We start from the raw sequence: 22,779 nt of genomic DNA, 5'->3' as shown, positions 1-22,779 counted from the left end.
CACCTCCAGGCTCAACGAGCCTACTACAGGTGTCCACTCATTCGGAGGAAGTTCACTTCGCCCTCTCTTGCTTGCAGGAAGAACGAAGAGAGGCCTCCCAATTCTCACGCCGGATTGAAACTTCTCCCTCCGTAGGACGTAAATTCTCGTGATATTCTGTCCATCGCCCCTTGCGAGAGGATCCTGGCATGAACCCGATTGACCTGGTGGTGACCGTGTGTGCGGTGCTCTCGCCTGCGACCTGCGAGGAGCGGCACTTGATGTTCAATTATTCCGGGTCGCCGCGGCAATGCGCGATGGCCGCGCCGCCCTATATCGCGCAATGGGTCGGCGAGCACCCGAAGTGGCATGCGGTGCGCTGGCGCTGCGAATATCCACGTCCGAACGACAGGGCGTAAGGGGCCCGGCTACTTCGTGCAGTCCTGCAGATCCTTGTCGGCGATCGAGAACACGGCATCCGCCTTGATCTCGATGTCGCGGACGATGCACTGCCGCGCATCGGGATAGCTGACCTTGGCGTCATAGCGGCCGGGCTCGACACCGGTGATGCGCAGCCGCTCGTCGTGGTCGACCTCCTTGTCCTTGTCGTTCAAGCACTGGTTCGGACCCCAGTCGGTCCTGCCGGCCGGCGCGAGCTGGAAGCCGGAGATCGTCTCAGCGGTCAGGTTCCAGAGCCGGATGCCCTTGCCCTTGGTCTGCGCGGCGGCCTCGCCGGCAAGCGTCAACAACGGCAACAATGCCAGAATCCAACGCATCAAGCAGTCCTCCCACAGGCGCGCCGTCATTCCCTGATCAGGCGTTCGCGGTTCTTTGCCTTGTCGAAATTCTTGGCGCGGTCAAGGCCGTTCGGCGCGATCAGCTTCGCCGAGGCGAGATCGGCCCCGTCGAAATCGGTGTCGATGACGATGGCGCCGGTCAGATCGGCTCCGCCGAGTTGGGCGTTTTTCAGCGATGCACCGCTCAGGTCGGCGCCCCTGAGGACCGCGAATTCAAGGTCGACGCGTGACAAATCGGCGTTGCGCGCGTTCAGCCGTTCCAGATTGGCGGATCTCAGCACCGTGCGCATCAGCCCCATCGACTGGTTGCGCATGTCGGCACCGAGATGCGCATCCGCAATCGACGCGCCGACCATGCTCGCGCCGGTGAGATCTGCCGTGATGCGCGCACCGGTCAGATCGGCGCCGTCGAGGCGAGCACGTGCCATCTGTGACGCGAACAAACTGGCGCCCTTCAGGCTCGCGCCCGCGAGATCTGCATCCAGCAGCCACGCCTGATCGAGGATCGCCCCATCAAGCCGGGCGCCGGCGAATTTCGTCTTGTTGAGCCGTGCCGCACGGAGAATTGCGTTGGTCAGGTCGAGACCACTGAGATCGAGCCCCGATAACCGCTTGCCGGTCAAATCGGCGGGTGCGCCGGCGTTCGCTTTGGCCAGCGCGGCCTCGACCTCCTGCCGGCTCATCTCGGCGGAGACCATGGCGGGTGATGTCAGATCGAGATAGCGCATCATGTCCTGCGCACGCGTCGTTGTCGCGAGCAGAGCAAGGCCAAGTGCCGTCAGGGCGATCCTTCGCTTCATCAGCAGACTCCGCTGCGACCCAATTTAGCACGGGCCTCGCGCGGTTGCCTATGAGACATCCCGCCCGGCGTGAATGTCGTCTTGTTCCGCTTGGATGCGCCGTGCAAGCTCGGTCCTGATCGCCGCAATCTCGGCCTCGCTGCGCGCGGCGCGCGGGATGGTGATCGGAAGCTCCTGCACGATCCGCGCGGGACGCGGCGACAAGAAGAACAGCCGGTCGCCGAGCCGGATCGCATCGTCGAGACTGTGGGTGACGAGCAGCGTCATTATCGGACGGCTCGCGACCAGCGTCGCGATCTCGTCGCGCAGGCGGCCGGCGAGCGCATCGTCGAGCGAGGCGAGGGGCTCGTCGAGCACCAGGAGATCGGGCTCGACCGCGAAGGCACGGGCCAGTGCGACGCGGCGGGCAAGGCCGAGCGACAATTCGCCGGGGAAGTGACTGCGATGCGCTTCCAGCTCCAGGATCCGGAACAGCTCTGACAGCTTCGCGTCGGAAATATCCGGTGCCGCAAGCCGTACATTCTGCTCGACCGAGCGCCACGGCAGCAGCCGCGGCTCCTGGAACACCATGCCGATCCGCGCCTCCGGCGGTCGCGCGACGCGGCCTGCAAAATCGCGGTCCAATCCGAGGATGATGCGCAGCATCGTGCTCTTGCCGCAGCCGGACGGGCCGATGAGCACGCCGACCTCGCCGGATTGAAGCGCGAATTTGACCGGCGCCAGCACCTCGTGCGTTCCGCCCGCGGCACTGGTGAAGGTCTTTCCTGTGATCTCGACCTCAAGCCGCACGGGGCCGCCACCTGTTTGCGCGGGCTTCGAACGGCTGCACCACCAAGGTTTCGATGACGAGCACGACGGCGGCGAAGGTCAGGGAATACGCCAGCAGCCTCGGCGTGTCGAACAGCTGGAAGGCGACGCCGATCTCGAATCCGACGCCGTTCGGCCGACCCAGGAGTTCGGCGACCAGCACGATCTTCCACACCAGCGACAGTCCGGAGCGTGCAGAGGCTGCGATATAGGGCGCAAGCTGCGGCAGCACGACGTGGCGGAAGGCGCGCCGGCGCGGCATCGCGAACACGCTCGCCATTTCGTCGAGCGAGCGGTCGAGCGCGCGCGTGCCCTCGCGCAAGGTGACGATGGCGGTCGGCAGCTTGTTGATGGCGATCGCCGCGATCGCGGCGGTCTCGGTGAGACCAGCCCAGATATAGGCCAGCACGATCACGACCAATGCTGGCAAGTTCAGCAGCAGGATCAGCCAGGGATCGCCGAGCCGGTCGGCGAGCTTGACCCGGCCCATCAGATAGCCGATCGCGCTGCCGATCGACATCGCCAGGGTGAAGGCGAGCGTGACGCGCGCCAGCGTGGCACCGAGATGCAGGAACAGCGCGCCGGATGACGCCTCCGCGATCATGACCTCGAGCACGGCCGGCGGGGAAGGCAGCTTCGCGCCGCCGACGAACAACGCGGCAATCCACCAGATCGCGAGGAACAAGGCGAACGAGAGAAGACGCAGCACCTCAGTCTCCGGGGACTGCGTGATAGAAGGTGCCGGGATCGAGCTCGGCCGCCGGGCCGACGAGATCACGGCCGCCGATTTCCGCCAGCACGCGGTAGAGCACGCGCGCGTCCTTTTCCTCGTCGTCGATGCTCCGGCGCGGAATGCCGTCGCGGTAGCGGTCGCGGTAGGTCTTGAGCACAGCCGGGTCGGTCGTGCCGGTGAGCGGCGCGACTTTGTCCCAGGCTGCATCCGAGGTCGCCAGCAGCTCTTTGGCCTTGCGCGTCATCGCGATGAAGCGCGCCACGGCGCCGCGATGGCTCGCGGCCCAGCTCTCGTCGAAGACGTAGCCGACGGCGGAGACGGCACCCTTGGCGCCCAGCTTCGGCAAGATGTCCTCGATCCCGGTGAGGCGCCTGAAACCTTTGGCCTCCAGCTGGGCGCAGAAGTTCCAGAAATTGAGGCTCGCATCCATTTCGCCGTCGAGCGCCTTGGCGGCGATCAGGGGCGGTGCGCCGTAGACGATCGTTGCCTGCGATTTCAGGTCGATGCCGTCCTGCTTCATGCGCGCCTGGAGCAGCAGCCAGCTCTTGTCGATCGCCCCGCCGGCGACCGCGAGCTTGCGGCCCTTGAGGTCTGCGAGTGTCTTGATCGGCGAGTTGGCGGGCACCATCACCGCACCGAGCGCGCTCGAATAGGGATAGAAGGTGAGCTTGGCGCCGAGCGCACGCTCGCGCGAGACCCACAGCCAGTCCGACAGGATGATGTCGGCGCTGCCGGCACGCATCGCGATCTTGCCGGCCTCGGTGCTCGCGAGCTCGGAGACCTCGAGCGACAGGCCGGCCTCCTTGTCCAGACCGCCCGCGCGGATCGCGGCCAGCTCCCAGGAGAACGTTCCGGTCTTCTGCACCGCAAGGCGGATCGTCTCCGCGGCGTGGCCGGGTGCGACTGGCATCAACGCCAGCGTCATCGCAAGCGCCAATATTCGACCGGGTACTCTCATCACCTTGTGAGCCGTTTCCTCTGACAGAGCGCTTTTCAGGACAATACGCATAGCATAGCCTTCGTCGCAACCATCGGGAGGATGCGCATGAAACTGGCGGGACAGCTACGACCGATTGTCGCCGCATTGATATTGACGGGGACCGCATGCGTGGCACGGGCCGAGGAAGCCAACGACTATCCCACATCGGCGCGCGCCGAATACGTCTATGGCTGCATGAAGGCCAACGGCGAGACGCGGGCTGCGATCGAGCAATGTTCCTGCTCGATCGACGTGGTCGCCTCGATCATCCCCTATGAGCGCTACGTCACCGCCGAGACCGCGCTCAGCATGTCGCAGGTGCGCAGCAATCTCGGCGTCCAGTTCCGCACGTCGGAGCAGGCGAACTCTGCGGTAAACGATCTGCGCCGCGCGCAGGCGGAAGCCGAGGTGAGGTGCTTCTAGGTGGTGCGAAGCGCCGAGATTACGTCCCCGGCTTCTCAACATCCCACTCGTTGCGGAACACGTGCCCGTTCGTGTCCTTTGCTTCCGCGCGGAAACGCTTGGCGCCGTTGGACACGTAGGTGAAGCGGAGATTGGGATCTTCCGAGATCGAGATGCCGCCTTCCATCGACAGCACGGGGCTGTCGTCCTGCGTCAGCTTCAACTGATTGATGAAGTACGCGGGAATGTAGAGCTGCGTGACCTGGTCCATCTGGAGCCCGGAATTGTTGGGATGGCCGATCATGATCTGTGCCTCGCGGACGCGGCTCGCCGGCGCATCCTCGCGTGCGAACTGGCGGTAGCGCATCTGGCCGATCCGGTTCTTGGCTTCCTCGACGTTCTTGCCCGCTGGCGCCGAGCAGCCGCCGGAGGCCTTCACGTAAGTCTTGGACACGTAGAGCTGGCCGTCGCTGAGCTCGGCGACCGCGTGGACGTCGGTGTAGTTGTTGACGCGCACGCGTGTCGAGATCTCCGTGACGTTCGCGTCCGGCCCCAGCTCGAACTTCGCCGCCATCGGTGCGGGATTACGGTCGATCACCAGCGTGATCGAACGGATGCGGCGCGCATCGCCGGGCGACAGCTTGCTGCGCAGCGTCACCGGCACGATGGCCGCATCCTCGGCGCGGTAGGGCATCTCGATGCCGATGACGGCGCTGCCGTCGTTCATCGGACGGTTGCTGAAGATGTCCTGCACCAGGCCCGGCCAGGGATCATGCGCCTCTTCAGCCTGCGCCGGTATTGCAAGCGCCATGCTGAGCAGCAGGGCGGTGAGAGTCAGGCGGCGTGTGCATCCCGTCATGGTCATGATCCCGCGCGGACGAAACGATCGTTGGCGACAGCCTAGCGCGCCCGCTATTCCCATTCAATTTCCGAGAATGCTGCGGTTGCGTTGCGGGCGTTGTAGTCGTCGAACAGTTGCCAATGCGGCCGTTCCGAGGCGGCCGCCTTGTCCGCGGCGGCGCGGATCGGCTCGCCATTCTTGTTCAGCCTGCGCACGTCGGACAGCAGCGTTGACAAATAGCGCCGTTCATCGCTGAGCGCGGCAGGCCAGTCGCTCACGGGGCCGTGGCCGGGAACGACGCGGAGCGCCGGGATGGCTTCCAATCCCTTCAGCGTTTCGAGCCAGCCGCGGATGCTTCCGTCCATGACCGGAATGTGGCGAAGAAAGACGAGGTCGCCCGCAAACAGGGTTCTGGTCGTCTCGTCAAACACGATCAAGTCGCTGTCGCTGTGTGCGGCCGGCCAGGCGCGCAAGCTCAGTCGGCGCGATCCCAGATCGAGCGTCATCGCGTCGGTCACGAGCAGGGTCGGGGCAATGATCTTGACGGGATCGATCAACTCGCCGCCCATGATGCGGCGGAAATTGTCGAGATAGAACTGTCCCCGCGTCGCAAGTGCCTGCGGCAGCCTGCTATGGCCGACGAAGCTCACCCCCTCAGCAACGAAGGCGGCATTGCCGAAGACATGGTCGGGATGGCCGTGGGTGTTGATGACATAACGGATCGGCTTGGGCGTGCGGGCCCGCACGGCGGCCAGCAGCGCCTCGCCTTCGCGAAGGCTGCCGCCGGTGTCGATCACGGCGACCGCGTCCTCGCCGACGATGAAGCCGACATTGGCAATGTCGCCCTCGTTCTGGCGGGTCATCAGGGCGATGGTCCCGGAGTGTACGAAGATTCCCGGTGCGACTTCGCTCACAGGCAATTCGGCCGCCCAAGCGCGTGCTAGCGTTGCTCCCAGCAGGAACCAGGCTGCGATCATCAGAGCGATGCGAGACACTTTTCCGCCTCAGTCCATAGGGTTCGTCTCATTGCACTGCAACAAGCAAGGCCAGCGCAAAGTTGGCACAGGTGGCGCGTCATGCGTTGCATGGATAGCATTCAATCAAAACGAGGAGGAAGCACGATGACGCAGGCCGGACGACATCGTCGCTGGTTGTTTTCGCTGTGGGTCCTGGTCGCATCCGGCGCGTTCGGCGATTCCGCCATCGCGCAGACCAGCGAGACCGGCGATCTCTCATTCGAGCTGGTCGATCCCAAGGTGCTGCGCGTCTGCGCCGATCCGCGCAATTTGCCGTTCTCCAACGACAAGGGCGAGGGGTTCGAGAACAAGCTGGCCGAGCTTCTTGCGGACAAGCTGCAGAAGAAGCTCGATTACGTCTTCTTTCCGCAGGCCAGCGGTTTCGTGCGGATGACGCTCGGTGCCCATCGCTGCGACGTCATCATGGGATTCCCGCAAGGCGACGATCTCGTGCAGGGCACCAATCCCTATTATCGTACGACCTATGCGCTGGTCGCGAAGACCGGCAGCGGGCTCGAGGACGTCGATATACTCGAGGATCCGAAGTTGAAGGGCAAGCGTATCGGAATCGTCGCCGGCACACCGCCGGCAACCAACATGGCGCTGGCGGGCTTGATGAGTCATGCAAAGCCCTATCAGTTGATGATCGACACGCGCTTCGACAATTCGGCGCAGGCGATGGTCGACGACCTTGTTGCCGGCAAGATCGACGCCGGCGTGCTGTGGGGCCCGATGGCCGGCTACTATGCGAAGAAGGCCGGCTCTTCGCTCCATGTTACGCCGCTGGTGAAGGAAACCACCGGGCCGAAGCTGGTCTATCGCATCGGCATGGGGGTGCGCCCGGCCGACCAGAACTGGAAGCGGCAGCTCAATAAGCTGATCCAGGAGAACCAGGGCGAGATCGACAAGATCCTGCTCGATTTCGGCGTCCCGCTGCTGGACGAGAGCAATCGCCCGCTCGGCGGGGAGACGGCCAAGAAGACGCCATGAGCCGGCCTCTTGCCGCTGTGATCGTCGCCGCCCTGCTCGTGGCACCGGCGTTGGCGCAGCAGCAGGAGCCGTTCGAGCCCGAGGGCTATCGCACCGACAATTATCGTGCGCCGGTGCCGGCGACGCTCGCTGGCGCGCGCGTGCTCACCACCGAGGAGGCAGCAGCGATCTGGCGCGCGAACAGCGGCGCCTTCATCGACGTGCTGCCGCGGCCGCCGAAGCCGAAAAACCTTCCCGCAGGCACCGTTTGGCGCGATGCGCCGCGCAGGAACATTCCGGGCAGCATCTGGCTGCCGGACACCGGTTACGGCACCTTGCCGCCGGCCATGGACGATTATCTCCAGCGCGGCCTCGCGCGCGCCTCGCGCGGCGACAAGGCCGCCCTGCTCGTGATCTATTGCCTCGCCGATTGCTGGATGTCCTGGAACACCGCCAAGCGCGCGCTGGCTTACGGCTACTCCAACATCGCGTGGTACCCCGACGGCACCGACGGCTGGGAGCGCGCGACGCTTCCGACCGAGGAGGCGCAACCGGAGCCGCGTCCCGAGCAACATTGATCAGGCGAAAATGCGCTTCCTCCCGCCGCAAGCGGAGAGAGGTTTGCGGCAGTGCTGTTACTTCTGCTTCTGCAGCTTCGTCAGCGTACCGGTGCCGTTGGCCTCGGTGGCCGTATAGTTCACCCGGTCGCCGGCATGGACGGCGTCCAGCATCGCTGCGTCCTTGGCCTTGTACTCCTGGAGCGCGCCGGCGCTGCCTGAACCGGCGCCGACCGTACCCTTTTGTGTCTCCTGGATCGAAATCGTGCCGTTGAGCCGGTCGATCCGCGTGATCGTTCCGGTCATGTCTTCGGCAAATGCGCTGGATGCGAGCAAGCTAAGGGCCGCGGCGCCCGCGAGGATGAATTTTGTGGTTCCCATCGAGGCCTCCCGACGTATGGGGTTCACTTCGACAAGGCATCCTAGATCGATTTGGTTCCGGCAGATAGCGCGGCAAAAGGTTAACGGTGGCGGAACTTTCGTGAGCCGTCAGCGATGTTGACGCTATTCCATCTCCTGCTGGATCACGCGCCCCAGCGCGAACAGGCGCTGATCGATCGTGGTTGGAACTTCGCAGACGAAGCGCACCACCTTGGTGCGGTCTTCGAAGATGCGGGTCTTCCAGATCAGTTCGTTGCTGAGTGCCTCGACCTTGGCCTCGTCGCGGGGCGTCGCGCCTTGCAGGGTGTGGAGTTGCAGCGTTTCCTCGCGAATTTTGTCGGCGGCTGCGCGCTGCTTGCGGCTGACACGTTCGAGCCCGTTCATGACCTGCGAGCGCTGAGCGTTGAGCGTGTCGAACAGGCCGGCAAACAGCTGCTTCGCATTCGCCGCCTTGTCGGAACCGGAGGCGGCCAGAAACTCCTTCACCGATCTCTCGGCCTCGTCCAACGATGTCTTGCGCGCCGCCAATTTTGCGACCAGCGCGCTGACCCTGGCGTCGTCCTTCCATTTGTTCTGGACATCGTCGAGCGGCGGGCCGGCCCAGACGGCCGCGAGCGAAATCTCCGGCACCTTGGCCTGGGTGCATGGCCAATCCGGAAAGCGCGGATCGGCCGCGTGCGCGGCCGCGCCGGACAGCGAGATCAGCATGGCAGCCAGAAGCCAGACCTTCATCCTTCGCCTCCCGCAGGCCCGCGTCGCGCCAGTCCGCGAGAGGGATCATAGGCCAAAATCGCTCCGATCATGAAGACGATTGTGCAGCTTGCGACCACCGCCAGCGAGATCCAGTTGATCTGCGCATAGAGCGCGAAGCGGATCAGCTCGACCGCATGGGTGAACGGATTGGCCTCGCAGAGATAGTAGAGATAGGGGCTGCCCTCCTGCACCCGCCAGAGCGGGTAGAGCGCGGAGGAGGCGAAGAACATCGGGAAGATCACGAAGTTCATTACGCCGGCGAAGTTCTCCAGCTGCTTGATGCCCGAGGAGATCAGCATGCCGAGCGAACCCAGCATCAGTCCGGACAGGATCAGCGCCGGCAGCACGGTGAGGTAGCCCCAGGGCGGCGGGGCGATGTCCCACAGCCAGGCGATCAAGAGAAACGCATAGACCTGGAGCAGCGATACGGCGGTGCCCGCGAGCAGCTTGCAGAACAGCAGGAACCCGCGCGGCAGCGGGCTCACCAGGAGCGTGCGCATGTTGCCCATCTCGCGGTCATAGACCATCGACAGCGAGGACTGCATGCCGTTGAAGAGCTGGATCATCGCCATCAGTCCGGGCGCGATATAGACCTCATAGAGAATGTAGGTCTCGTAAGGCGGGATGATGGAGATGCCGAGCACCTGGCGGAAGCCGGCGGCGAAGATGAACAGCCACACCAGGGGCCGCACCAGCGCCGAGACGAAGCGTTCGCGCTGATGCAGGAAGCGCAGGCCCTCGCGCCAGACGATACCGGTGAGGCAGGTCATGTACTCCGCGGCCGAGAAGCCGCGCGGTGCATCGCGGGTGGTGATGCTGCTCATGCGCCGCCTCCCGGCATGGTTTGCGCGCCTGTCAGACGCATGAAGGCGGTATTGACGTCCTGCGCACCGGCCTCGGAAATGACGCGGCTCATCGGCCCCTGCGCCAGCACCTTGCCCTGGTGCAGAACCACGAGATCGTCACCCGGCATGATCTCGTCGAACAGGTGCGTGGCCCAGAGCACGCCGATGCCTTGCCCGGTCACGAGCTGGCGGACATGGCTGATGATGTCGGCGCGCGCCTTGACGTCGAGGCCGACGGTCGGCTCGTCCAGCAACAGCAGCCGGGGCCGGTGCAGCAACGCCCGTGCGATCTCCAGCCGCCGCATCTGCCCGCCCGAGAGGTCGCGAACCTTGCTGCCGGCACGTTCTTCGAGCCCGATACGGCCGAGCAATTCGGCACTGCGCGCGGCGGCCTCGCGCCGGTTGATGCCGTGAAGAGCGGCGTGATAGAGCAGGTTCTGCGTCAGCGAGAGGTCGAGATCGAGCGTGCGCGGCTGGAACACGACGCCGAGCAGCCGCAGCGCTTCGCCCGGGCTCTTGCTGATGTCGTGGCCGAAGATGGAGACACGGCCGGACTGAATCCCGAACAGGCGCGTGATCAGCGAGAACAGCGTGCTCTTGCCGGCGCCGTTGAGACCCAGCAGCGCCGTGAAGCTCGCGGGTTGCACGTTGAAGGACACGTCCATCAACGCGCGCCGTGGCCCGTAGGAATGGCTGACGCCCTCGATCGACAATGCCGGTACCGTGGCCGGATCGAGCATCGGCATCTCACGTGGCTCGGTGATCGGGGCAGGGCTGGTCATGGCGCGATCGTGACGCCCCAGGGTAGCTCGCCCACCTGGATGGTCTTGATCACCTTTTGCGCGGCGACGTCGATGACGGAAACGTCGTTCGACACGCCGTTGGTGGTGAGAAGGTACTTTTCGTCGGGCGTAAATGCCACGTGCCAGACCCGCTGTCCCACCAGCAGATATTTCGTCACTTTGCGCGTGGCGACGTCGACCACCGCGATGCGGTTGGCGGGGCCGAGTGCGACGAAGGCGGTCTTGTCGTCCTTGGTCATGCCGATGCCGACCGGCTGGATGGCCTCTTTCCGCAGTCCCGGAATCTCGAACGTGACCTTGCCGATCACCTCGTGCTTCCTGGGATCGATGATCGATACGGTCCCGCCGATCTCCGAAGACACCCATACTTCCGAACTGTCGTGCTTGAACTCGGCAAAGCGCGGGCGCGCGTCGACCAGCACGTTGGCGACGATCTGGCGCGAGGCGGTGTCGATGAAATGCGCCATGTTGGTCGTCTCGGACGTGTTGATCAGCGTCTTGCCGTCGGGGCTGAGGGTCATGCCCTCAGGTTCGACTCCGACCTGGATGTCGCCGAGACGGGTGCGCTTCTCGAGGTCGATCACGGTCACCGTGTTGTCGTTCTCATTGGCGACGTAGAGGAACTTGCCCGCGGCATCCTGAGCGAAGAGCTCGGGGTCGGGGCCGGAGGGCAGGCTGTCGACCACGGTTTGCGTCTTGGCGTCGATCACCTGGATGGTGTCGTCGTCGCCGACGGCGACCATCACGAACTTGCCGTCGCGCGTGAAATCGATGCCGCGCGGGCGCTGGCCGACCTTGATGGTTTTGGTCACCGTCCAGCTGTCGGTGTCGATCACCGAGACCGTGTTGCTCTTCTCGTTCGAGACGTAGGCGATGAAGGCGTGTGCGGGCGCTGCGGCGGTCGCCAGAACCATCAGCAACGCTGCTCTTAGCAGCGATCTCCGTCCGCGGGCGGTCCTCACCTCCCCCGCTTGCGGGGGAGGTCGTATCGCATCGACAGATGCGATACGGGAGAGGGCTCTCTCCTCTTGGGGGTTCTCGCGAGCGGAGAGACCCTCTCCCCAACCCTCTCCCGCACGCGGGAGAGGGAGCGCACCATCTCTGCGGAGGCTCCGTCGCATCACTTCGCTCACTTCAGCTTGCATTTGCTCTCCGGACGATCGTAGCCGAGCGTGTCGAGCTCGGAGACCTGGTGCAGGAATCCCTCCTGCGGCGACACCGACACCACCATGCGACCGTCGACCAGCAGGATCGGCTGGCGCAGTTGCAGATTCCAGTCGCGCAACGTCAGCCGCGTGCCCTTGAACGCGGCGACCGAGAAATCCGGGCCCTTGATGAAATCGGTCACCTTCTTGGTGTCCCCGGAATTGGTGCGCGAGGTAGCTTCGCCGATCATGCGCACTGCGGTCCAGGCCTGCATGTCGAGCGCGGTCATGCGCCGCGAATTCAGCTTGACGAAGCGGTTCTGGATCTGGATCGCGCCCCACTGGTCCTGCGCGGCGCCCCAGCTGCGCGGCACGAGGCCGGCCGAGCCCGCGACGGGGCGCGGATCCCAGGTGCGATAGGGCAGGTATGCACCGAACACCTCGCTCTCGTCGGCGGCGACCAGCACGTCATAGGTCGGCGCCTGCTGAGTGAAGACGGGCATCTGGCGCTGGATCAGCGTCACGCCGCTATCGGTGCGGCGAGCACCGCCTTTGTCCTCGAACGTGCGCTCCTGCACGATCTTGGCGCCGAACCGCGTCGCGGTGCGCCGGAGAGCATCGGCGAACAGCTTGTCCTCGTCATGCGAGCCGACCACGAGCAGCCACCGCGACCACTTCTTCCAGACGAGATATTGTCCAAGCGCGTCCGCCAGCATCGCGCGTGTCGGTGCGGTGTGGATGACGTTGGCGCGGCAATCGGCCTCGCGCAGCCGCTCGTCGATAGCGCCGACGTTGAACAGCAGCGTGCCACGGTCGCGTAGTGCGTCCGACACTTTCAGCAACGCATCGGCCGGCAGGTCGGTGACGATGAAGCCGTTCTTGTCGGCGAGCGCGGTCGCCGCCTGCACGACGTCCTCGCCTTCCTTGATGCGGCGCTCCTCCAGCGTAAAACGCTGGTTGAGGAATTTCCCGGTGGTGTTGTTGTCTTCGATGGCGAGGCGGGCGCCGGCAACACCGTCATTCTCGGCGGGTTGCTCGGCCAGCGACAATGTCGATCTGGTGCCGGCGACGCCGAGATAGCCGACGCCGATCGTGACCGGGTCGGCCGCGAGCGCGCTCGTCGCGGCGGCACCCAAGCCGATCAGGCCGACCAACCATCGGATCATGTTTCCTCCAGACCCATTCTTCCGGGCGTTCTCCCCGGCTTGACCGCCGGTGGAGAATTGTCTCTGCTAAAGCATGACCGATTTGTCGGGGCATGCAACCCCGCATTTCGTCCCCGCGTGCGCGAGGCCTGGAATCACGATCATGCGAGCATTGATCTGTTTCGCCGCTTTGTTGTTGACGGGTTCGGTCGCGCTCGCCGATCCGCCGAAACTCGCGGTGTTCGATTTCGAGCTGATCGACACCAGCCTGCCCGGCGAGTTCTATGGCTCCAGGCCTGAGCAGGCGCGGCTGGAGAGCATCGGCGAGCAACTGCGCAAGGAGCTGGCTGAGTCAGGCCGGTTCCAGGTGCTCGACATCGCGCCGGTCAGGGACGCCGCCCGTCGCGCGAACTTGCAGGCCTGCGGCGGTTGCGACCTCAAGCTTGCCGGGCAGATCGGCGCCGAGCTGGAGATCACCGGCCTCGTGCAGAAGGTTTCGAACCTGATCATCAACCTCAACATCTATCTGCGCGACGTGAAGACCGGCAACATGATCACCGTCGCCAGCGCCGACATGCGCGGCAACACCGATGAAGCCTGGACGCGCACGATGAGCTATCTCATCCGCAACCGCTTGCTCGCCCCGAATTACGGACGGCCGGAGTAGGGGGAAATCACTCGCCGCGACGGCGGTGCACCCTCGCCCCTTGTGGGAGAGGGTGGATTCGCGAAGCGAAGCCGGGTGAGGGGTTCTCTCCGCGAGTCCAACTCTTACCGAATTTGCGGATAGATACTCCTCGTCCGGCGCTTCGCGCCACCTTCTCCTACAAGGGGAGAAGGGAAGGGCAGCGAGGGCCCCTCACCCCTTCAACCTCTCCGCATGCCAGTGCAGGTGATCGCCCATGAAGGTCGAGATGAAGTAGTAGCTGTGGTCGTAGCCCGCCTGCCGCCGCAGCGTCAGCGGGATGCCGGCCTTGGTGCAGGCGGCTTCGAGCAGCTCCGGCTTGAGCTGCTCTTTCAGGAAATTGTCGGCCTCGCCGACGTCGACGAGGAGGCCGGAAAATTTCGCACCGTCCTCGATCAGTGCCACCGTGTCGTGAGTGCGCCAGGTGTCCTTGTTCGGCCCGAGATAGCCGGTCAGCGCCTTGATGCCCCAGGGCACTTGCGAAGGCGCGACGATCGGCGCGAACGCGCTGGCCGCGCGAAAGCGGTGCGGATTGCGCAGCGCCACCGTCAGCGCGCCGTGACCGCCCATGGAATGGCCCATCACCGATTGACGCTTGGCATCGACCGGGAAGTTCCCGGCCACGAGCTTCGGCAGCTCGTCGGTGACGTAGCTCCACATCCGATAGTTGCGCGCGAACGGCTCTTGCGTCGCATCGACGTAAAAGCCGGCGCCCAGCCCGAAATCATAGGCATTGTTGGCGTCGCCCGGCACGTCCGGTCCACGCGGGCTGGTGTCGGGCGCGACGAAGATCAGGCCGAGCTCGGCGCAGGCCTTGCGGAATTCGCCCTTCTCGGTGACGTTGGCATGCGTGCAGGTGAGTCCGGAGAGGTACCAGACCACGGGCAGCTTGGCGCCGTCCGCATGCGGGGGAACATAGACCGAGAACACCATGTCGGTTCCGGTCGCCTCGCTCGCATGGCGATAGACGCCCTGCACGCCGCCGTAGGATCTGTTCGTCGAGACAGTCTGGATCGTCATGCCCAATAGCTCCGTGGCACCTCGCCACTTCAAGAGTGCACCGCTTATGTGACCGAATTTGTGGCGCCGTCAGGCGACGCCGCTGTCGATCGCCAGCCGCACCAGCTCGACCGAGGTTTTCACCCCGAGCTTCTGGCGCATGATGGACGAGGTGTTGGCAACGGTCTTGTAGGACGATTGCACCAGCCACGCGATCTCGGACAGGCTCTTTCCGGCGCTGAGCAGCCGCAGGATCTCCATTTCGCGCGCATTCAGCTTCGACAGCGGGCTTTGCGCCAGCGTCGGCCCCGCAAAGGCGATGCTGCGCGCGATCGCGGTCGGAAGGTACGTGCCGCCGCCGCTGACGGCGCGGATCGCCTCGACGAGATCGTCGGGATCGCCGGTCTTGGAGACGTAGCCTTTTGCGCCGCACTCGATCGCGCGCGCCGCGAAGGCGGGGTCGTCGTTCATGCTGAACATGATGATGCGGGCCTCGGGCGCGCGTTCGAGGATGCGGCGCGCCAGCTCGAATCCGGAGACGGTCGGCAGGTTGATGTCGATGATGCAGAGGTCGGGACGCTCGACGATGAAGACGCACTCGCCGTCCTCGGCGTCGGCGGCCTCCAAGATCTCGATCTCGCCCTCGTCGGCCAGCACGGCACGGCAGCCGGAGGCGACAATGGGATGATCGTCGACGATCAGAATGCGCATAGGCGTTCCCCGCGACAGCGCGTTCCCCGTGTTGGAGCTTGCCTGTTTTGCGCTGCACGGTGCCGGCATGAGGAGCTGCGCGTCTCATGTGGCCTCATGCAACCCGGCCGGGATTGCTGTACGCTTCCGATTAGATATCCGCCGCTTCGCCTGTGTCAACGTCATCGGACAGGTGCGGGCAGAACCTTCGCGGGGAACGAGCGATACCAATGTGGCAAAATCTATCCTTGCGCGGGCGCATTAACCTCTTGCTGGCGCTGCTGCTGGCACTCGGGCTCGCCGTCAATATCGGCCAGCAGGTCGCGGAAGCCGGGCCGCGCGTACAGGCCGAGGATCAGAGCGTCATCCGCCTTGCCCGAGAGTTCATCGAGATGATCGTGGCGGATCTCAACGACGCGCCGGATCCGGATGCCCGGCTGAACCAGATCGCGCGCGATCTCAGCCGCCTGCGCCATGTCAGCATCACGCTTCGGGACGCCGGCGGCCGTCCGCTGACGCCGCCCCGGCTTGACACCGACGCCGACACGCGCGCGCCGCCGGCCTGGTTCGTCGCCCTGGTACATCCCGAGCAGACCGCAGTCAGCGTGCCCGTCTCGATCCAGGGCAAGCCCGGCTCGCTCGTGATCACCTCGCATCCCGATGACGAGATCGCCGAGATCTGGGACGGCATCGTGACCCAGCTCGAGGTCGGCTCGGTGATCGCGCTCGCGCTGTTCTTCCTGATGATGAGCGTGGTCGGCCGGGCGCTGGCACCGCTCCAGTCGCTGGCGGAGACAATGGGAAAGCTCGAAGGCGGAAACTACGAGGCCCGTGTCGCGCCGGGTGGCGCGCCGGAACTCGCCGCGATCTGCACCAAGCTCAACCACCTTGCCGCGACGCTTGGTGAGGCGGTCGAGGACAAGCGGCGCCTCGCCGAGCGCGCGGTGTCGCTTCAGGACATCGAGCGCAAGGAGATTGCGCGCGAGCTCCATGACGAGTTCGGGCCTTACCTGTTCTCGCTGCGCGCGCATGCCAGCGCGCTGGCGAAGCTGGCGGACGGACGCGACCCGAGCGCGGATGCCGTGCGAAAACATGGCAGCGCCATGCTGGAGCAGATCAATGCACTCCAGCAGTTCAATCGCCGCGTGCTGGAGCGCCTTCGGCCCGTCGGCCTTGCCGAGCTCGGCCTGCGCAAGGCGCTCGAATCCCTGTCGCGGCTGTGGCGGGAGTCGCATCCCGACGTGGAGATCGAGACCTCGATCTCCTGCACGATACGATAAATGGTGAGATCGGCGTCACCGGCGAGACCGCCGATCTCACCATTTATCGTATCGTGCAGGAGTCGCTCACCAATGTATTTCGCCACGCCGGCGCGACCTCGGTCAACGTCGTCATCGAGCCGGTAGAGCAAATGGCGCGGGACGGCCGCGGCTGCGCCCGGGTGCGCGTCAGCGACAACGGGCGCGGCATGGAGCCGGGTCAGAAGCTCGGCTTCGGCCTCGTCGGAATGCGGGAGCGGATTCTGGCGCTGGGCGGAACGCTCAACGTCGTCTCCGGCGAAGGCGGCTTGACCGTGGAAGCGCTGGTCCCGACGGCGGCGGCCTGATCTCGTAGGGGGAAAGTCACGCGTCAGTTCGAGCTATCGTCCCCCGCCGCAAGCTCGCGGGCCCGGCGGAGCAGGTCGCTCGTGCGACGGATGCCGAGCTTGGCTTTCGCCTGCTTGATCAGCCGGGCGACGGCCCGAGGCGTGATATCCAGCTCTTCGGAGATCGCAGAATAGGACATTCCCTCGCCAAGCAGGCTGAGCGCTTCTCTTTCTCTGCGTGTCAGTGTGGCGATTCCGCCGCAATCGACGTGATCGGGCAAGGGCACGCCGCGCAGATTGATCCTCTCGTCGACATAGCGATGGCCGAGCCGAACCTGACGCACTGCTTTCGGGAGCTCATCCGGTGGAGAATCCTTCAGCAGATAGCCGATGGCTCCAGCCTTGATTGCGGAAGCGACGATGTTGGCGTCCGCATGCATGCTGAAGACCAGGATGCGTGCGAGCGGCGCATCCGCGGAAATGCGGTGCAGCAGGTCGACGCCGCCCAGAGCTTCTCCGGGGAAGGTCAGGTCGAGAATCACGACACCAGGCCGATGCTCCAGGAAAGCTTCGTATCCGCTCGGCACATCGCGGGCAGCGACGACGTCTTCGACATCGCCCAGCACGATGCGACAGGCCTCGGCAATGATGGGGTGGTCATCCACGACGAGTATCGGGCTCAAGGGAACTCTCTGAAATGCGGATTGCTTCAATGGCCTGACGACCACTGTGAGCGGCGGATGAGTGGCGGCAGGGCTTGCGGCAAACCCTGCAGCCGCGTCACTTCTTCGGCCGTATCGCGTCGGCCGTGCCCTGGATGAAGGCCTGAATCTTCACGACGTCGGCCTCCGTCAGCTTGCCTGTGAAGTCCGGCATGCCCTTGTCGCGGAACGGCCCCTTGAACACGATGTCCTTGAGGTTGGCGATCGTCTCTGCCGGCACGTAGCCGAGATTGCGGACATTGCCGCCCTTGTCGACTCCGGGAACGCCATGGCAGGTCGCGCAAGCCGCGACGTAGAGCGCTGTCCCTTCCGGCACGTCCTTCGGATCGTATTTGACGCCCTGGAGCAGGCCTTCGGTCTGATACTTCACGAACTCCGGCAGCGGGGCCTTGCCGTTGAGCGCGAACGTGTAGACGGTCCCCGGATTTTGCCGCTCGGTCGCCCGCTGCGCCATGCCGTAGACTCCGCCCCAGCCGACGGCAATCGAGACATACTGCACGCCATCGAGCATGTAGGTCGAAGCCGCCGCGACGACGCCGGTGCCGGTCGGTGTTTCCCACAGCGTCTTTCCGGTCTTGGCGTCATAGGCGACGAAGCGGCCGTCCGCTGTGCCCTGGAACACCAGGTTTCCGGCCGTGGTCAGCGTGCCGCCGTTCCAAGGCGAGGGATATTCGACACGCCAGGCTTCCTTCTGCTTGACCGGATCCCATGCGACGAGGCGTCCGAACGGAAGACTCTTGGGCGGCTCTCCGTTGAGCACGAAGCCGACATTCCAGCCGGTGGCGCCGCCGAATTTGCCCGGCGTTGCCGCGTTCTGCTTGAAGTTCTTTTCCGGAATGAGGTTCAGCGGCACGTTCTGGGCCGGCAGATAGACCAGCCCGGTTTGCGGATTGAACGACATCGGATGCCAGTTGTGGGCGCCGTAGGGTCCGGGGATCGAGTCGTAGGCCGCATCGCCGCGCGCCGCCGGCACCTCGATCGGCCTGCCGTTGGCGTCGTAGCCGGTCGCCCAGTTCACATCGACGAAGTTCTTCGCCGAGATGAACTTGCCGTTGGTGCGGTCGATCACGAAGAAGAAGCCGTTCTTGGGCGCATGCAGGATGACCTTGCGCAGCGCGCCGTCGATGTTGATGTCGGCCAGGATCATCGGCTGGGTCGAGGTATAGTCCCAGTGATCGCCGGGCGTCTCCTGATAGTGCCAGGCGTATTTGCCGGTGTCGGCGTTCAGCGCCACGATCGAGGCGAGATAGAGATTGTCGCCGCCGGCGGGGCTGCGCACGTTCCGGTTCCAGGGCGAGCCGTTGCCGGTGCCGATGTAGACGAGATTGAGGTCCGGATCGAAGGTGATGGTATCCCAGGGCGTGCCGCCGCCGCCGTTGATCCAATACTTGCCGGCGGGATCCCAGGTCTTGGCCGCCTTCTCCATGGATTCGTCCTCGAACGGCTTCGACGGATCGCCGGGCACCGTGAACCAGCGCCAGAGCTGGTTGCCGTTCTCGGCATCGTACGCGGTGACGTAGCCCCGCGCGCCATATTCGGCGCCGCCTTGCCCGATCACGACCTTGCCGTTGAAGACGCGCGGCGCGCCGGTGATGGTGTAGGAATGCTCGTGGTCGATCAGTGTGTCCTTTTCCCAGACCTTCTTGCCGGTTGCCGCGTCGAGCGCGATCAGGCGGCCATCATAGGCGGCCACGAACACCTTGCCCTTGTAGAGGGCGACGCCGCGGTTCACGACGTCACAACAGCCCTTGTACCCGAGCTCGCGGTTGACTTGCGGATCGAACGTCCAGATGCGCTTGCCGGTACGCGCGTCGATGGCGTGCACGACGCTCCACGACGCCGTCTGGTACATGATGCCGTCGACGACGACAGGTGTCGCTTCCACGCCGCGCGAGGATTCGAGATTGTAGCTCCAGACCAGGCCGAGGCTTTTGACGTTGTCAGCCGTAATCTGGTTGAGCTTCGAAAAGCGCGTCTCGGCATAGTCCAGGCCGATCGTCGGCCAGTTGTTGGATGTCGCGGCATTGGCCTTGATGTAGGCGCTGTCGACCGCGGATATGGCGGCCTTGATGCTGTCAGGCGTCAAGCTCTTTGCGGAATCCTGCGCGTCTGAGGCGGCGATGGTCGCGGCGAGGCCAAAACTGGTGACGAGCCCCATGGCGAGGCTGCTGCGGACTCGCCAGACAAATGACCCCCGAACGGAAAAGCGTTCCCGCAGCCTCATCGTTTCCTCCCGCATTTCTTTTTGCTTCCCGTAAAGGCACCCCGCCACTAGGGCGGGGTGTTAAGTCTACGGATGAATGACTCGTGACCAGGTCACGATGTCGAGCCAAGGATTGCACAGAGGTTCGTCGTCGGGTTGAGCATAAAGTCTCGCCGAAGCCGGGAATAGTTCCCGAGAGCGGGCGGGGCAGGTCGACCCGCTGCGCCGACCGGATCGGGAAAAATTCCCGATTTGGTCGGGAATTCTTGCTGCGGAGAGGGCGGACCTTTTACGGCTGGTGCGCTCCGGCTTTTGGCCTGTACGTTTGCGTAACCGGCGGGGAAACAAGATTGCCGGAAAAATGTGGGTGGAGACGGCACGGATGGGCGTTCGCGGTCTGATCGTACTTTCAATTTCTACGGGAATGGTTGTCGCGAGCGACGTGGCCGCCGCGCAGGACGAGCAGACCAACATCCAGAACTTGCCACCGGTCGAGGTGTCCGCACCACCCTCGGCAACGAGGCGTGCGGCGCCCGCGCGACCGGTCGCGCGCATAGGGGCGGCGGGGTCGGCTGCCCCGAGGACTCGGCTCTATGTCTACCCGACATCGCCAGGTACTGGCAGGGGTCTCGACGTCGACAAGGTCCCCTCGGCGATCAACGCGGTCGATGCGAGCCAGATCAAGCGCACCAACTCGCTGAACATTACCGATGCGCTGCGCGACAACATCCCCGGCGTCAACATCAGCGAAGTCACCGGCAATCCGTTCACGCCTGACGTCGAGTTCCGCGGCTTCGTCGCTTCGCCCGTGACGGGCACGCCGCAAGGGCTCGCCGTGTACCAGAACGGCGTCCGCATCAACGAAGCCTTCTCTGACGCCGTCAACTGGGACCTGATCCCCACCGCCGCGATCAGATCGGTGACGCTCGTCACCAACAACCCGGCCTTCGGCCTCAACGCGCTTGGCGGCGCGCTCAATCTGCAAATGAAGGACGGCTTCACCTATCAGGGCGCGGAGCTCGACGTCATGGGCGGCTCGTACGGCCGCATCCAGGGATCGGCGCAATGGGGCAAGCAGGTCGATCAGAATTACGCCGTCTACGCCGCGCTCGAAGGCCTGCGCGACAACGGTTTCCGCAATTTCTCCCAATCGACCGTTCGGCGCTTCTACGGCGATGTCGGCTACAGGGCCGGCGACAGCGAATTCCACGTCAACATGGGGGTCGCCAAGAACAATTTCGGCGCCAGCGCCACCGTCCCGGCCGAGTTGCTGGATAAATATTGGGGCGCGACCTACACCACGCCGCAGACGACGGCCAACCGCGTCGGCTATCTCAACCTGACCGGAAAGGTCGATGCGACGCCGACCTGGACGTTCGAAGGCACCGCCCGAGTGCGCAGGTTCGAGCAGAACATCGTCGACGGCAATCCAACGGACGTGGAGGAGTGTGCTGCAGATCCGGCGCTGCTCTGCTTCGGCGACGACACCTCACCCGCCAACGGCGCGGGCGGCGTGCAGCTCGCAAACCCCTATGCGCCGGGAACGATCCTCGGCGCGATCGACCGGGGCTCGATCCGTTCGTCCACCTTCGGCGTCTCGGGGCAGGCCACCAACACCGATCAACTGTTCGGCCATGACAACCGCTTCGTGATGGGCGCAACCTATGACGCCAGCGTGACGCGCTACAACGCCAGTTCCGAGATCGGTTCGATGGGAGAGAACTACGTCGTCAGCGGCAGCGGTGTTTTCCTGGGACCGACCCCCGCGGCAGATCCCGTTGCCGGCCCCGTCTCGCTGCGGACCGTCAATCAGTATAATGGCCTCTACGCGATGGATACGTTCAATGTCACGGACGCCTTCGCCATCACGGGCGGCGGTCGCTTCAACGCGGCGCGGATCACGCTCGAAGACCAGCTCGGGACCGCGCTGAACGGCGATCACACCTATACCCGCTTCAATCCGATGATCGGCGGCACTTACAAGATCACGCCGGGACTGACCGCCTATGCCGGCTATTCCGAGGCCAACCGCGTGCCGACGCCGCTGGAGCTCGGCTGCGCGGATCCCGCCCGGCCCTGTCTGATCGCGGCCTTCCTGGTCGCGGATCCGCCATTGAAGCAGGTCGTCTCCAAGACCGTGGAAGCCGGCTTCCGCGGCACCAAGGAACTGAACATCGGCACTCTGGGATGGAAGGTCGGCGGCTTCCGCGCCACCAATCACGACGACATCATGGCGGTGCCGGTCGTTGGCCGGACCGGTTTCGGCTATTTCACAAACGTCGGCCGGACACGGCGGCAGGGGATCGAGGCGGAAGTCAACATCAAGTCGCCCACGCTCCAGTTCCAGGCGAGCTACGCCTTCGTCGACGCGCGCTACCTCGATCCGCTCGAGCTCGGCTCGGAAAGCCCGTTTGCCGATCCGGCGACCGACACCATCCAGGTCAGGCCCGGCAACCAGATCCCCGCGATCCCGCGCCACCGCGTCAAGGTCGGCGTCGACTACGCCGTGACCGACGTCTGGAAGGTCGGCGGCAACGCGCTGTTCGTCTCCAGCCAATATCTGGTCGGCGACGAGTCCAACCAATACACGAAGCTGCCGTCCTATACGGTGTTCAATCTCCACACCTCCTACCAGGTCGCGAAGAACATCCAGCTCTACGGCCGCGTCGACAACGTGTTCGACAAGCGCTACGTGACCTACGGCCAGTTCTTCGACCGCGAGGCCTTGCCCAACTTTACCAATGGCGGCGCAGACTTCACCGACCCGCGCTCGCTGAGCCCGGCAAGGCCGCGAGCGTTCTATGCCGGCATGCGGGTGACGTTCTGAATGTGGCGCCGTTGGCGGACGGGTGTTTCACGGGCCAGGCTCCGTCTCGTCTTCCACGCGGAGAAGCCCTCTTAACTGATCGAAAACCATAGAAAATGATCTGAAAATTGTAATGA

The 22,779-nt window shown here is 64.6% G+C and carries 23 protein-coding genes and 1 pseudogene; 7 read left to right on the top strand and 17 right to left on the bottom strand.

The features are described from left to right. Positions 1–188: 188 nt before the first annotated feature. Complete coding sequence (locus AX729_RS19855; protein ID WP_061026063.1) at positions 189–398, top strand: hypothetical protein; 210 nt, start codon at positions 189–191, stop codon at positions 396–398. 9 nt (positions 399–407) lie between these two features. Here AX729_RS19855 and AX729_RS19850 read toward each other — a convergent pair whose 3' ends face one another. The 5 genes from AX729_RS19850 to AX729_RS19830 are packed head-to-tail and all read right to left on the bottom strand — an operon-like array spanning position 408 to position 4,074. Continuing rightward, complete coding sequence (locus AX729_RS19850) at positions 408–755, bottom strand: hypothetical protein (protein ID WP_156457079.1); 348 nt, start codon at positions 753–755, stop codon at positions 408–410. A gap of 26 nt (positions 756–781) precedes the next feature. Beyond that, complete coding sequence (locus AX729_RS19845; protein ID WP_061026061.1) at positions 782–1,576, bottom strand: pentapeptide repeat-containing protein; 795 nt, start codon at positions 1,574–1,576, stop codon at positions 782–784. 48 nt (positions 1,577–1,624) lie between these two features. Then, positions 1,625–2,365: an ABC transporter ATP-binding protein gene (locus AX729_RS19840; protein WP_061026059.1), complete on the bottom strand. Its 741-nt coding sequence runs from the start codon at positions 2,363–2,365 to the stop codon at positions 1,625–1,627. Continuing rightward, positions 2,355–3,092, bottom strand: a complete 738-nt coding sequence (locus AX729_RS19835) for an ABC transporter permease (protein WP_061026057.1) — start codon at positions 3,090–3,092, stop codon at positions 2,355–2,357. Before AX729_RS19835 ends, AX729_RS19840 begins: the two co-directional genes overlap by 11 nt. A gap of 1 nt (position 3,093) precedes the next feature. Next, positions 3,094–4,074: an ABC transporter substrate-binding protein gene (locus AX729_RS19830; RefSeq protein WP_061026076.1), complete on the bottom strand. Its 981-nt coding sequence runs from the start codon at positions 4,072–4,074 to the stop codon at positions 3,094–3,096. 87 nt (positions 4,075–4,161) lie between these two features. Between AX729_RS19830 and AX729_RS19825 the strand changes: the two genes are divergently transcribed. Continuing rightward, positions 4,162–4,518: a hypothetical protein gene (locus tag AX729_RS19825; RefSeq protein WP_061026074.1), complete on the top strand. Its 357-nt coding sequence runs from the start codon at positions 4,162–4,164 to the stop codon at positions 4,516–4,518. Between the two features lie 19 nt (positions 4,519–4,537). Here the strand turns inward: AX729_RS19825 and AX729_RS19820 are convergent, their stop codons facing one another. Further along, the gene (locus AX729_RS19820; protein ID WP_061026073.1) at positions 4,538–5,356 is read right to left on the bottom strand and encodes a quinoprotein dehydrogenase-associated SoxYZ-like carrier; all 819 of its coding nucleotides are present in this window, start codon (positions 5,354–5,356) and stop codon (positions 4,538–4,540) included. Between the two features lie 53 nt (positions 5,357–5,409). After that, entirely contained in the window at positions 5,410–6,333 is a 924-nt protein-coding gene (locus tag AX729_RS19815) for a quinoprotein relay system zinc metallohydrolase 2 (protein ID WP_061026055.1), read from the bottom strand. Between the two features lie 126 nt (positions 6,334–6,459). Here AX729_RS19815 and AX729_RS19810 point away from each other — a divergent pair, with 126 nt between their 5' ends. Further along, positions 6,460–7,344, top strand: a complete 885-nt coding sequence (locus AX729_RS19810) for a substrate-binding domain-containing protein (RefSeq protein ID WP_061026054.1) — start codon at positions 6,460–6,462, stop codon at positions 7,342–7,344. Next, positions 7,341–7,901, top strand: coding sequence for a PQQ-dependent catabolism-associated CXXCW motif protein (locus AX729_RS19805; RefSeq protein ID WP_061026052.1), 561 nt, complete (start codon positions 7,341–7,343; stop codon positions 7,899–7,901). Before AX729_RS19810 ends, AX729_RS19805 begins: the two co-directional genes overlap by 4 nt. Before the next feature lie 57 nt (positions 7,902–7,958). On the opposite strand, the gene AX729_RS19800 is transcribed toward AX729_RS19805, so the two are convergent. The 6 genes from AX729_RS19800 to AX729_RS19775 all read right to left on the bottom strand — a co-directional run bounded on the left by AX729_RS19800 (position 7,959) and on the right by AX729_RS19775 (position 12,973). Continuing rightward, entirely contained in the window at positions 7,959–8,261 is a 303-nt protein-coding gene (locus tag AX729_RS19800; protein WP_061026050.1) for a copper-binding protein, read from the bottom strand. Between the two features lie 123 nt (positions 8,262–8,384). After that, the gene (locus AX729_RS19795) at positions 8,385–8,993 is read right to left on the bottom strand and encodes a hypothetical protein (protein WP_061026049.1); all 609 of its coding nucleotides are present in this window, start codon (positions 8,991–8,993) and stop codon (positions 8,385–8,387) included. Beyond that, positions 8,990–9,838, bottom strand: coding sequence for a lanthanide ABC transporter permease protein PedC (locus AX729_RS19790; protein ID WP_061026046.1), 849 nt, complete (start codon positions 9,836–9,838; stop codon positions 8,990–8,992). Before AX729_RS19790 ends, AX729_RS19795 begins: the two co-directional genes overlap by 4 nt. Next, the gene (locus AX729_RS19785) at positions 9,835–10,641 is read right to left on the bottom strand and encodes a lanthanide ABC transporter ATP-binding protein PedB/LutE (protein ID WP_061026044.1); all 807 of its coding nucleotides are present in this window, start codon (positions 10,639–10,641) and stop codon (positions 9,835–9,837) included. Before AX729_RS19785 ends, AX729_RS19790 begins: the two co-directional genes overlap by 4 nt. After that, entirely contained in the window at positions 10,638–11,576 is a 939-nt protein-coding gene (locus tag AX729_RS19780; protein ID WP_061026042.1) for a YVTN family beta-propeller repeat protein, read from the bottom strand. The genes AX729_RS19785 and AX729_RS19780 overlap by 4 nt, the downstream gene beginning before the upstream one ends. 215 nt (positions 11,577–11,791) lie before the next feature. After that, positions 11,792–12,973, bottom strand: coding sequence for a lanthanide ABC transporter ABC transporter substrate-binding protein PedA1 (locus AX729_RS19775; RefSeq protein WP_061026040.1), 1,182 nt, complete (start codon positions 12,971–12,973; stop codon positions 11,792–11,794). A gap of 73 nt (positions 12,974–13,046) precedes the next feature. On the opposite strand from AX729_RS19775, the gene AX729_RS19770 reads away from it, so the two are divergent. Next, complete coding sequence (locus AX729_RS19770; RefSeq protein ID WP_156457074.1) at positions 13,047–13,619, top strand: DUF3280 domain-containing protein; 573 nt, start codon at positions 13,047–13,049, stop codon at positions 13,617–13,619. A gap of 192 nt (positions 13,620–13,811) precedes the next feature. On the opposite strand, the gene fghA is transcribed toward AX729_RS19770, so the two are convergent. Beyond that, the gene (gene fghA, locus AX729_RS19765) at positions 13,812–14,657 is read right to left on the bottom strand and encodes an S-formylglutathione hydrolase (RefSeq protein WP_061026036.1); all 846 of its coding nucleotides are present in this window, start codon (positions 14,655–14,657) and stop codon (positions 13,812–13,814) included. 69 nt (positions 14,658–14,726) lie between these two features. Then, complete coding sequence (locus AX729_RS19760; protein ID WP_024342534.1) at positions 14,727–15,347, bottom strand: response regulator; 621 nt, start codon at positions 15,345–15,347, stop codon at positions 14,727–14,729. A gap of 209 nt (positions 15,348–15,556) precedes the next feature. On the opposite strand from AX729_RS19760, the pseudogene AX729_RS19755 reads away from it, so the two are divergent. Continuing rightward, positions 15,557–16,932, top strand: a pseudogene (locus AX729_RS19755) (histidine kinase). A gap of 23 nt (positions 16,933–16,955) precedes the next feature. Here AX729_RS19755 and AX729_RS19750 read toward each other — a convergent pair. Then, on the bottom strand, positions 16,956–17,594 hold the full coding sequence (locus tag AX729_RS19750; RefSeq protein WP_063817263.1) for a response regulator transcription factor: 639 nt from the start codon (positions 17,592–17,594) through the stop codon (positions 16,956–16,958). A gap of 97 nt (positions 17,595–17,691) precedes the next feature. Further along, positions 17,692–19,791: a PQQ-dependent dehydrogenase, methanol/ethanol family gene (locus tag AX729_RS19745; RefSeq protein WP_245325275.1), complete on the bottom strand. Its 2,100-nt coding sequence runs from the start codon at positions 19,789–19,791 to the stop codon at positions 17,692–17,694. Positions 19,792–20,218: 427 nt separating this feature from the next. Between AX729_RS19745 and AX729_RS19740 the strand changes: the two genes are divergently transcribed. Next, entirely contained in the window at positions 20,219–22,663 is a 2,445-nt protein-coding gene (locus AX729_RS19740) for a TonB-dependent receptor (RefSeq protein ID WP_061026030.1), read from the top strand. Positions 22,664–22,779: the final 116 nt, after the last annotated feature.

It is taken from the genome of Bradyrhizobium sp. CCH5-F6, assembly GCF_001556045.1.
Classification (GTDB): domain Bacteria; phylum Pseudomonadota; class Alphaproteobacteria; order Rhizobiales; family Xanthobacteraceae; genus Bradyrhizobium.
The sequence above is the reverse complement of the archived record's forward strand: the minus strand, read 5'-3'. Positions and strand labels throughout refer to the sequence as shown.

Coding starts and splice junctions, on each gene's coding strand:
- AX729_RS19810 (WP_061026054.1), top strand. CDS start 6,460: ATGACGCAGGCCGGACGACATCGTCGCTGGTTGTTTTCGCTGTGGGTC.
- AX729_RS19785 (WP_061026044.1), bottom strand. CDS start 10,641: ATGACCAGCCCTGCCCCGATCACCGAGCCACGTGAGATGCCGATGCTC.
- AX729_RS19820 (WP_061026073.1), bottom strand. CDS start 5,356: ATGACGGGATGCACACGCCGCCTGACTCTCACCGCCCTGCTGCTCAGC.
- AX729_RS19805 (WP_061026052.1), top strand. CDS start 7,341: ATGAGCCGGCCTCTTGCCGCTGTGATCGTCGCCGCCCTGCTCGTGGCA.
- AX729_RS19855 (WP_061026063.1), top strand. CDS start 189: ATGAACCCGATTGACCTGGTGGTGACCGTGTGTGCGGTGCTCTCGCCT.
- AX729_RS19845 (WP_061026061.1), bottom strand. CDS start 1,576: ATGAAGCGAAGGATCGCCCTGACGGCACTTGGCCTTGCTCTGCTCGCG.
- AX729_RS19745 (WP_245325275.1), bottom strand. CDS start 19,791: ATGGGGCTCGTCACCAGTTTTGGCCTCGCCGCGACCATCGCCGCCTCA.
- AX729_RS19850 (WP_156457079.1), bottom strand. CDS start 755: ATGCGTTGGATTCTGGCATTGTTGCCGTTGTTGACGCTTGCCGGCGAG.
- AX729_RS19770 (WP_156457074.1), top strand. CDS start 13,047: ATGACCGATTTGTCGGGGCATGCAACCCCGCATTTCGTCCCCGCGTGC.
- AX729_RS19795 (WP_061026049.1), bottom strand. CDS start 8,993: ATGAAGGTCTGGCTTCTGGCTGCCATGCTGATCTCGCTGTCCGGCGCG.
- AX729_RS19790 (WP_061026046.1), bottom strand. CDS start 9,838: ATGAGCAGCATCACCACCCGCGATGCACCGCGCGGCTTCTCGGCCGCG.
- AX729_RS19775 (WP_061026040.1), bottom strand. CDS start 12,973: ATGATCCGATGGTTGGTCGGCCTGATCGGCTTGGGTGCCGCCGCGACG.
- AX729_RS19800 (WP_061026050.1), bottom strand. CDS start 8,261: ATGGGAACCACAAAATTCATCCTCGCGGGCGCCGCGGCCCTTAGCTTG.
- AX729_RS19780 (WP_061026042.1), bottom strand. CDS start 11,576: ATGGTTCTGGCGACCGCCGCAGCGCCCGCACACGCCTTCATCGCCTAC.
- fghA (WP_061026036.1), bottom strand. CDS start 14,657: ATGACGATCCAGACTGTCTCGACGAACAGATCCTACGGCGGCGTGCAG.
- AX729_RS19760 (WP_024342534.1), bottom strand. CDS start 15,347: ATGCGCATTCTGATCGTCGACGATCATCCCATTGTCGCCTCCGGCTGC.
- AX729_RS19825 (WP_061026074.1), top strand. CDS start 4,162: ATGAAACTGGCGGGACAGCTACGACCGATTGTCGCCGCATTGATATTG.
- AX729_RS19830 (WP_061026076.1), bottom strand. CDS start 4,074: ATGAGAGTACCCGGTCGAATATTGGCGCTTGCGATGACGCTGGCGTTG.
- AX729_RS19740 (WP_061026030.1), top strand. CDS start 20,219: ATGGGCGTTCGCGGTCTGATCGTACTTTCAATTTCTACGGGAATGGTT.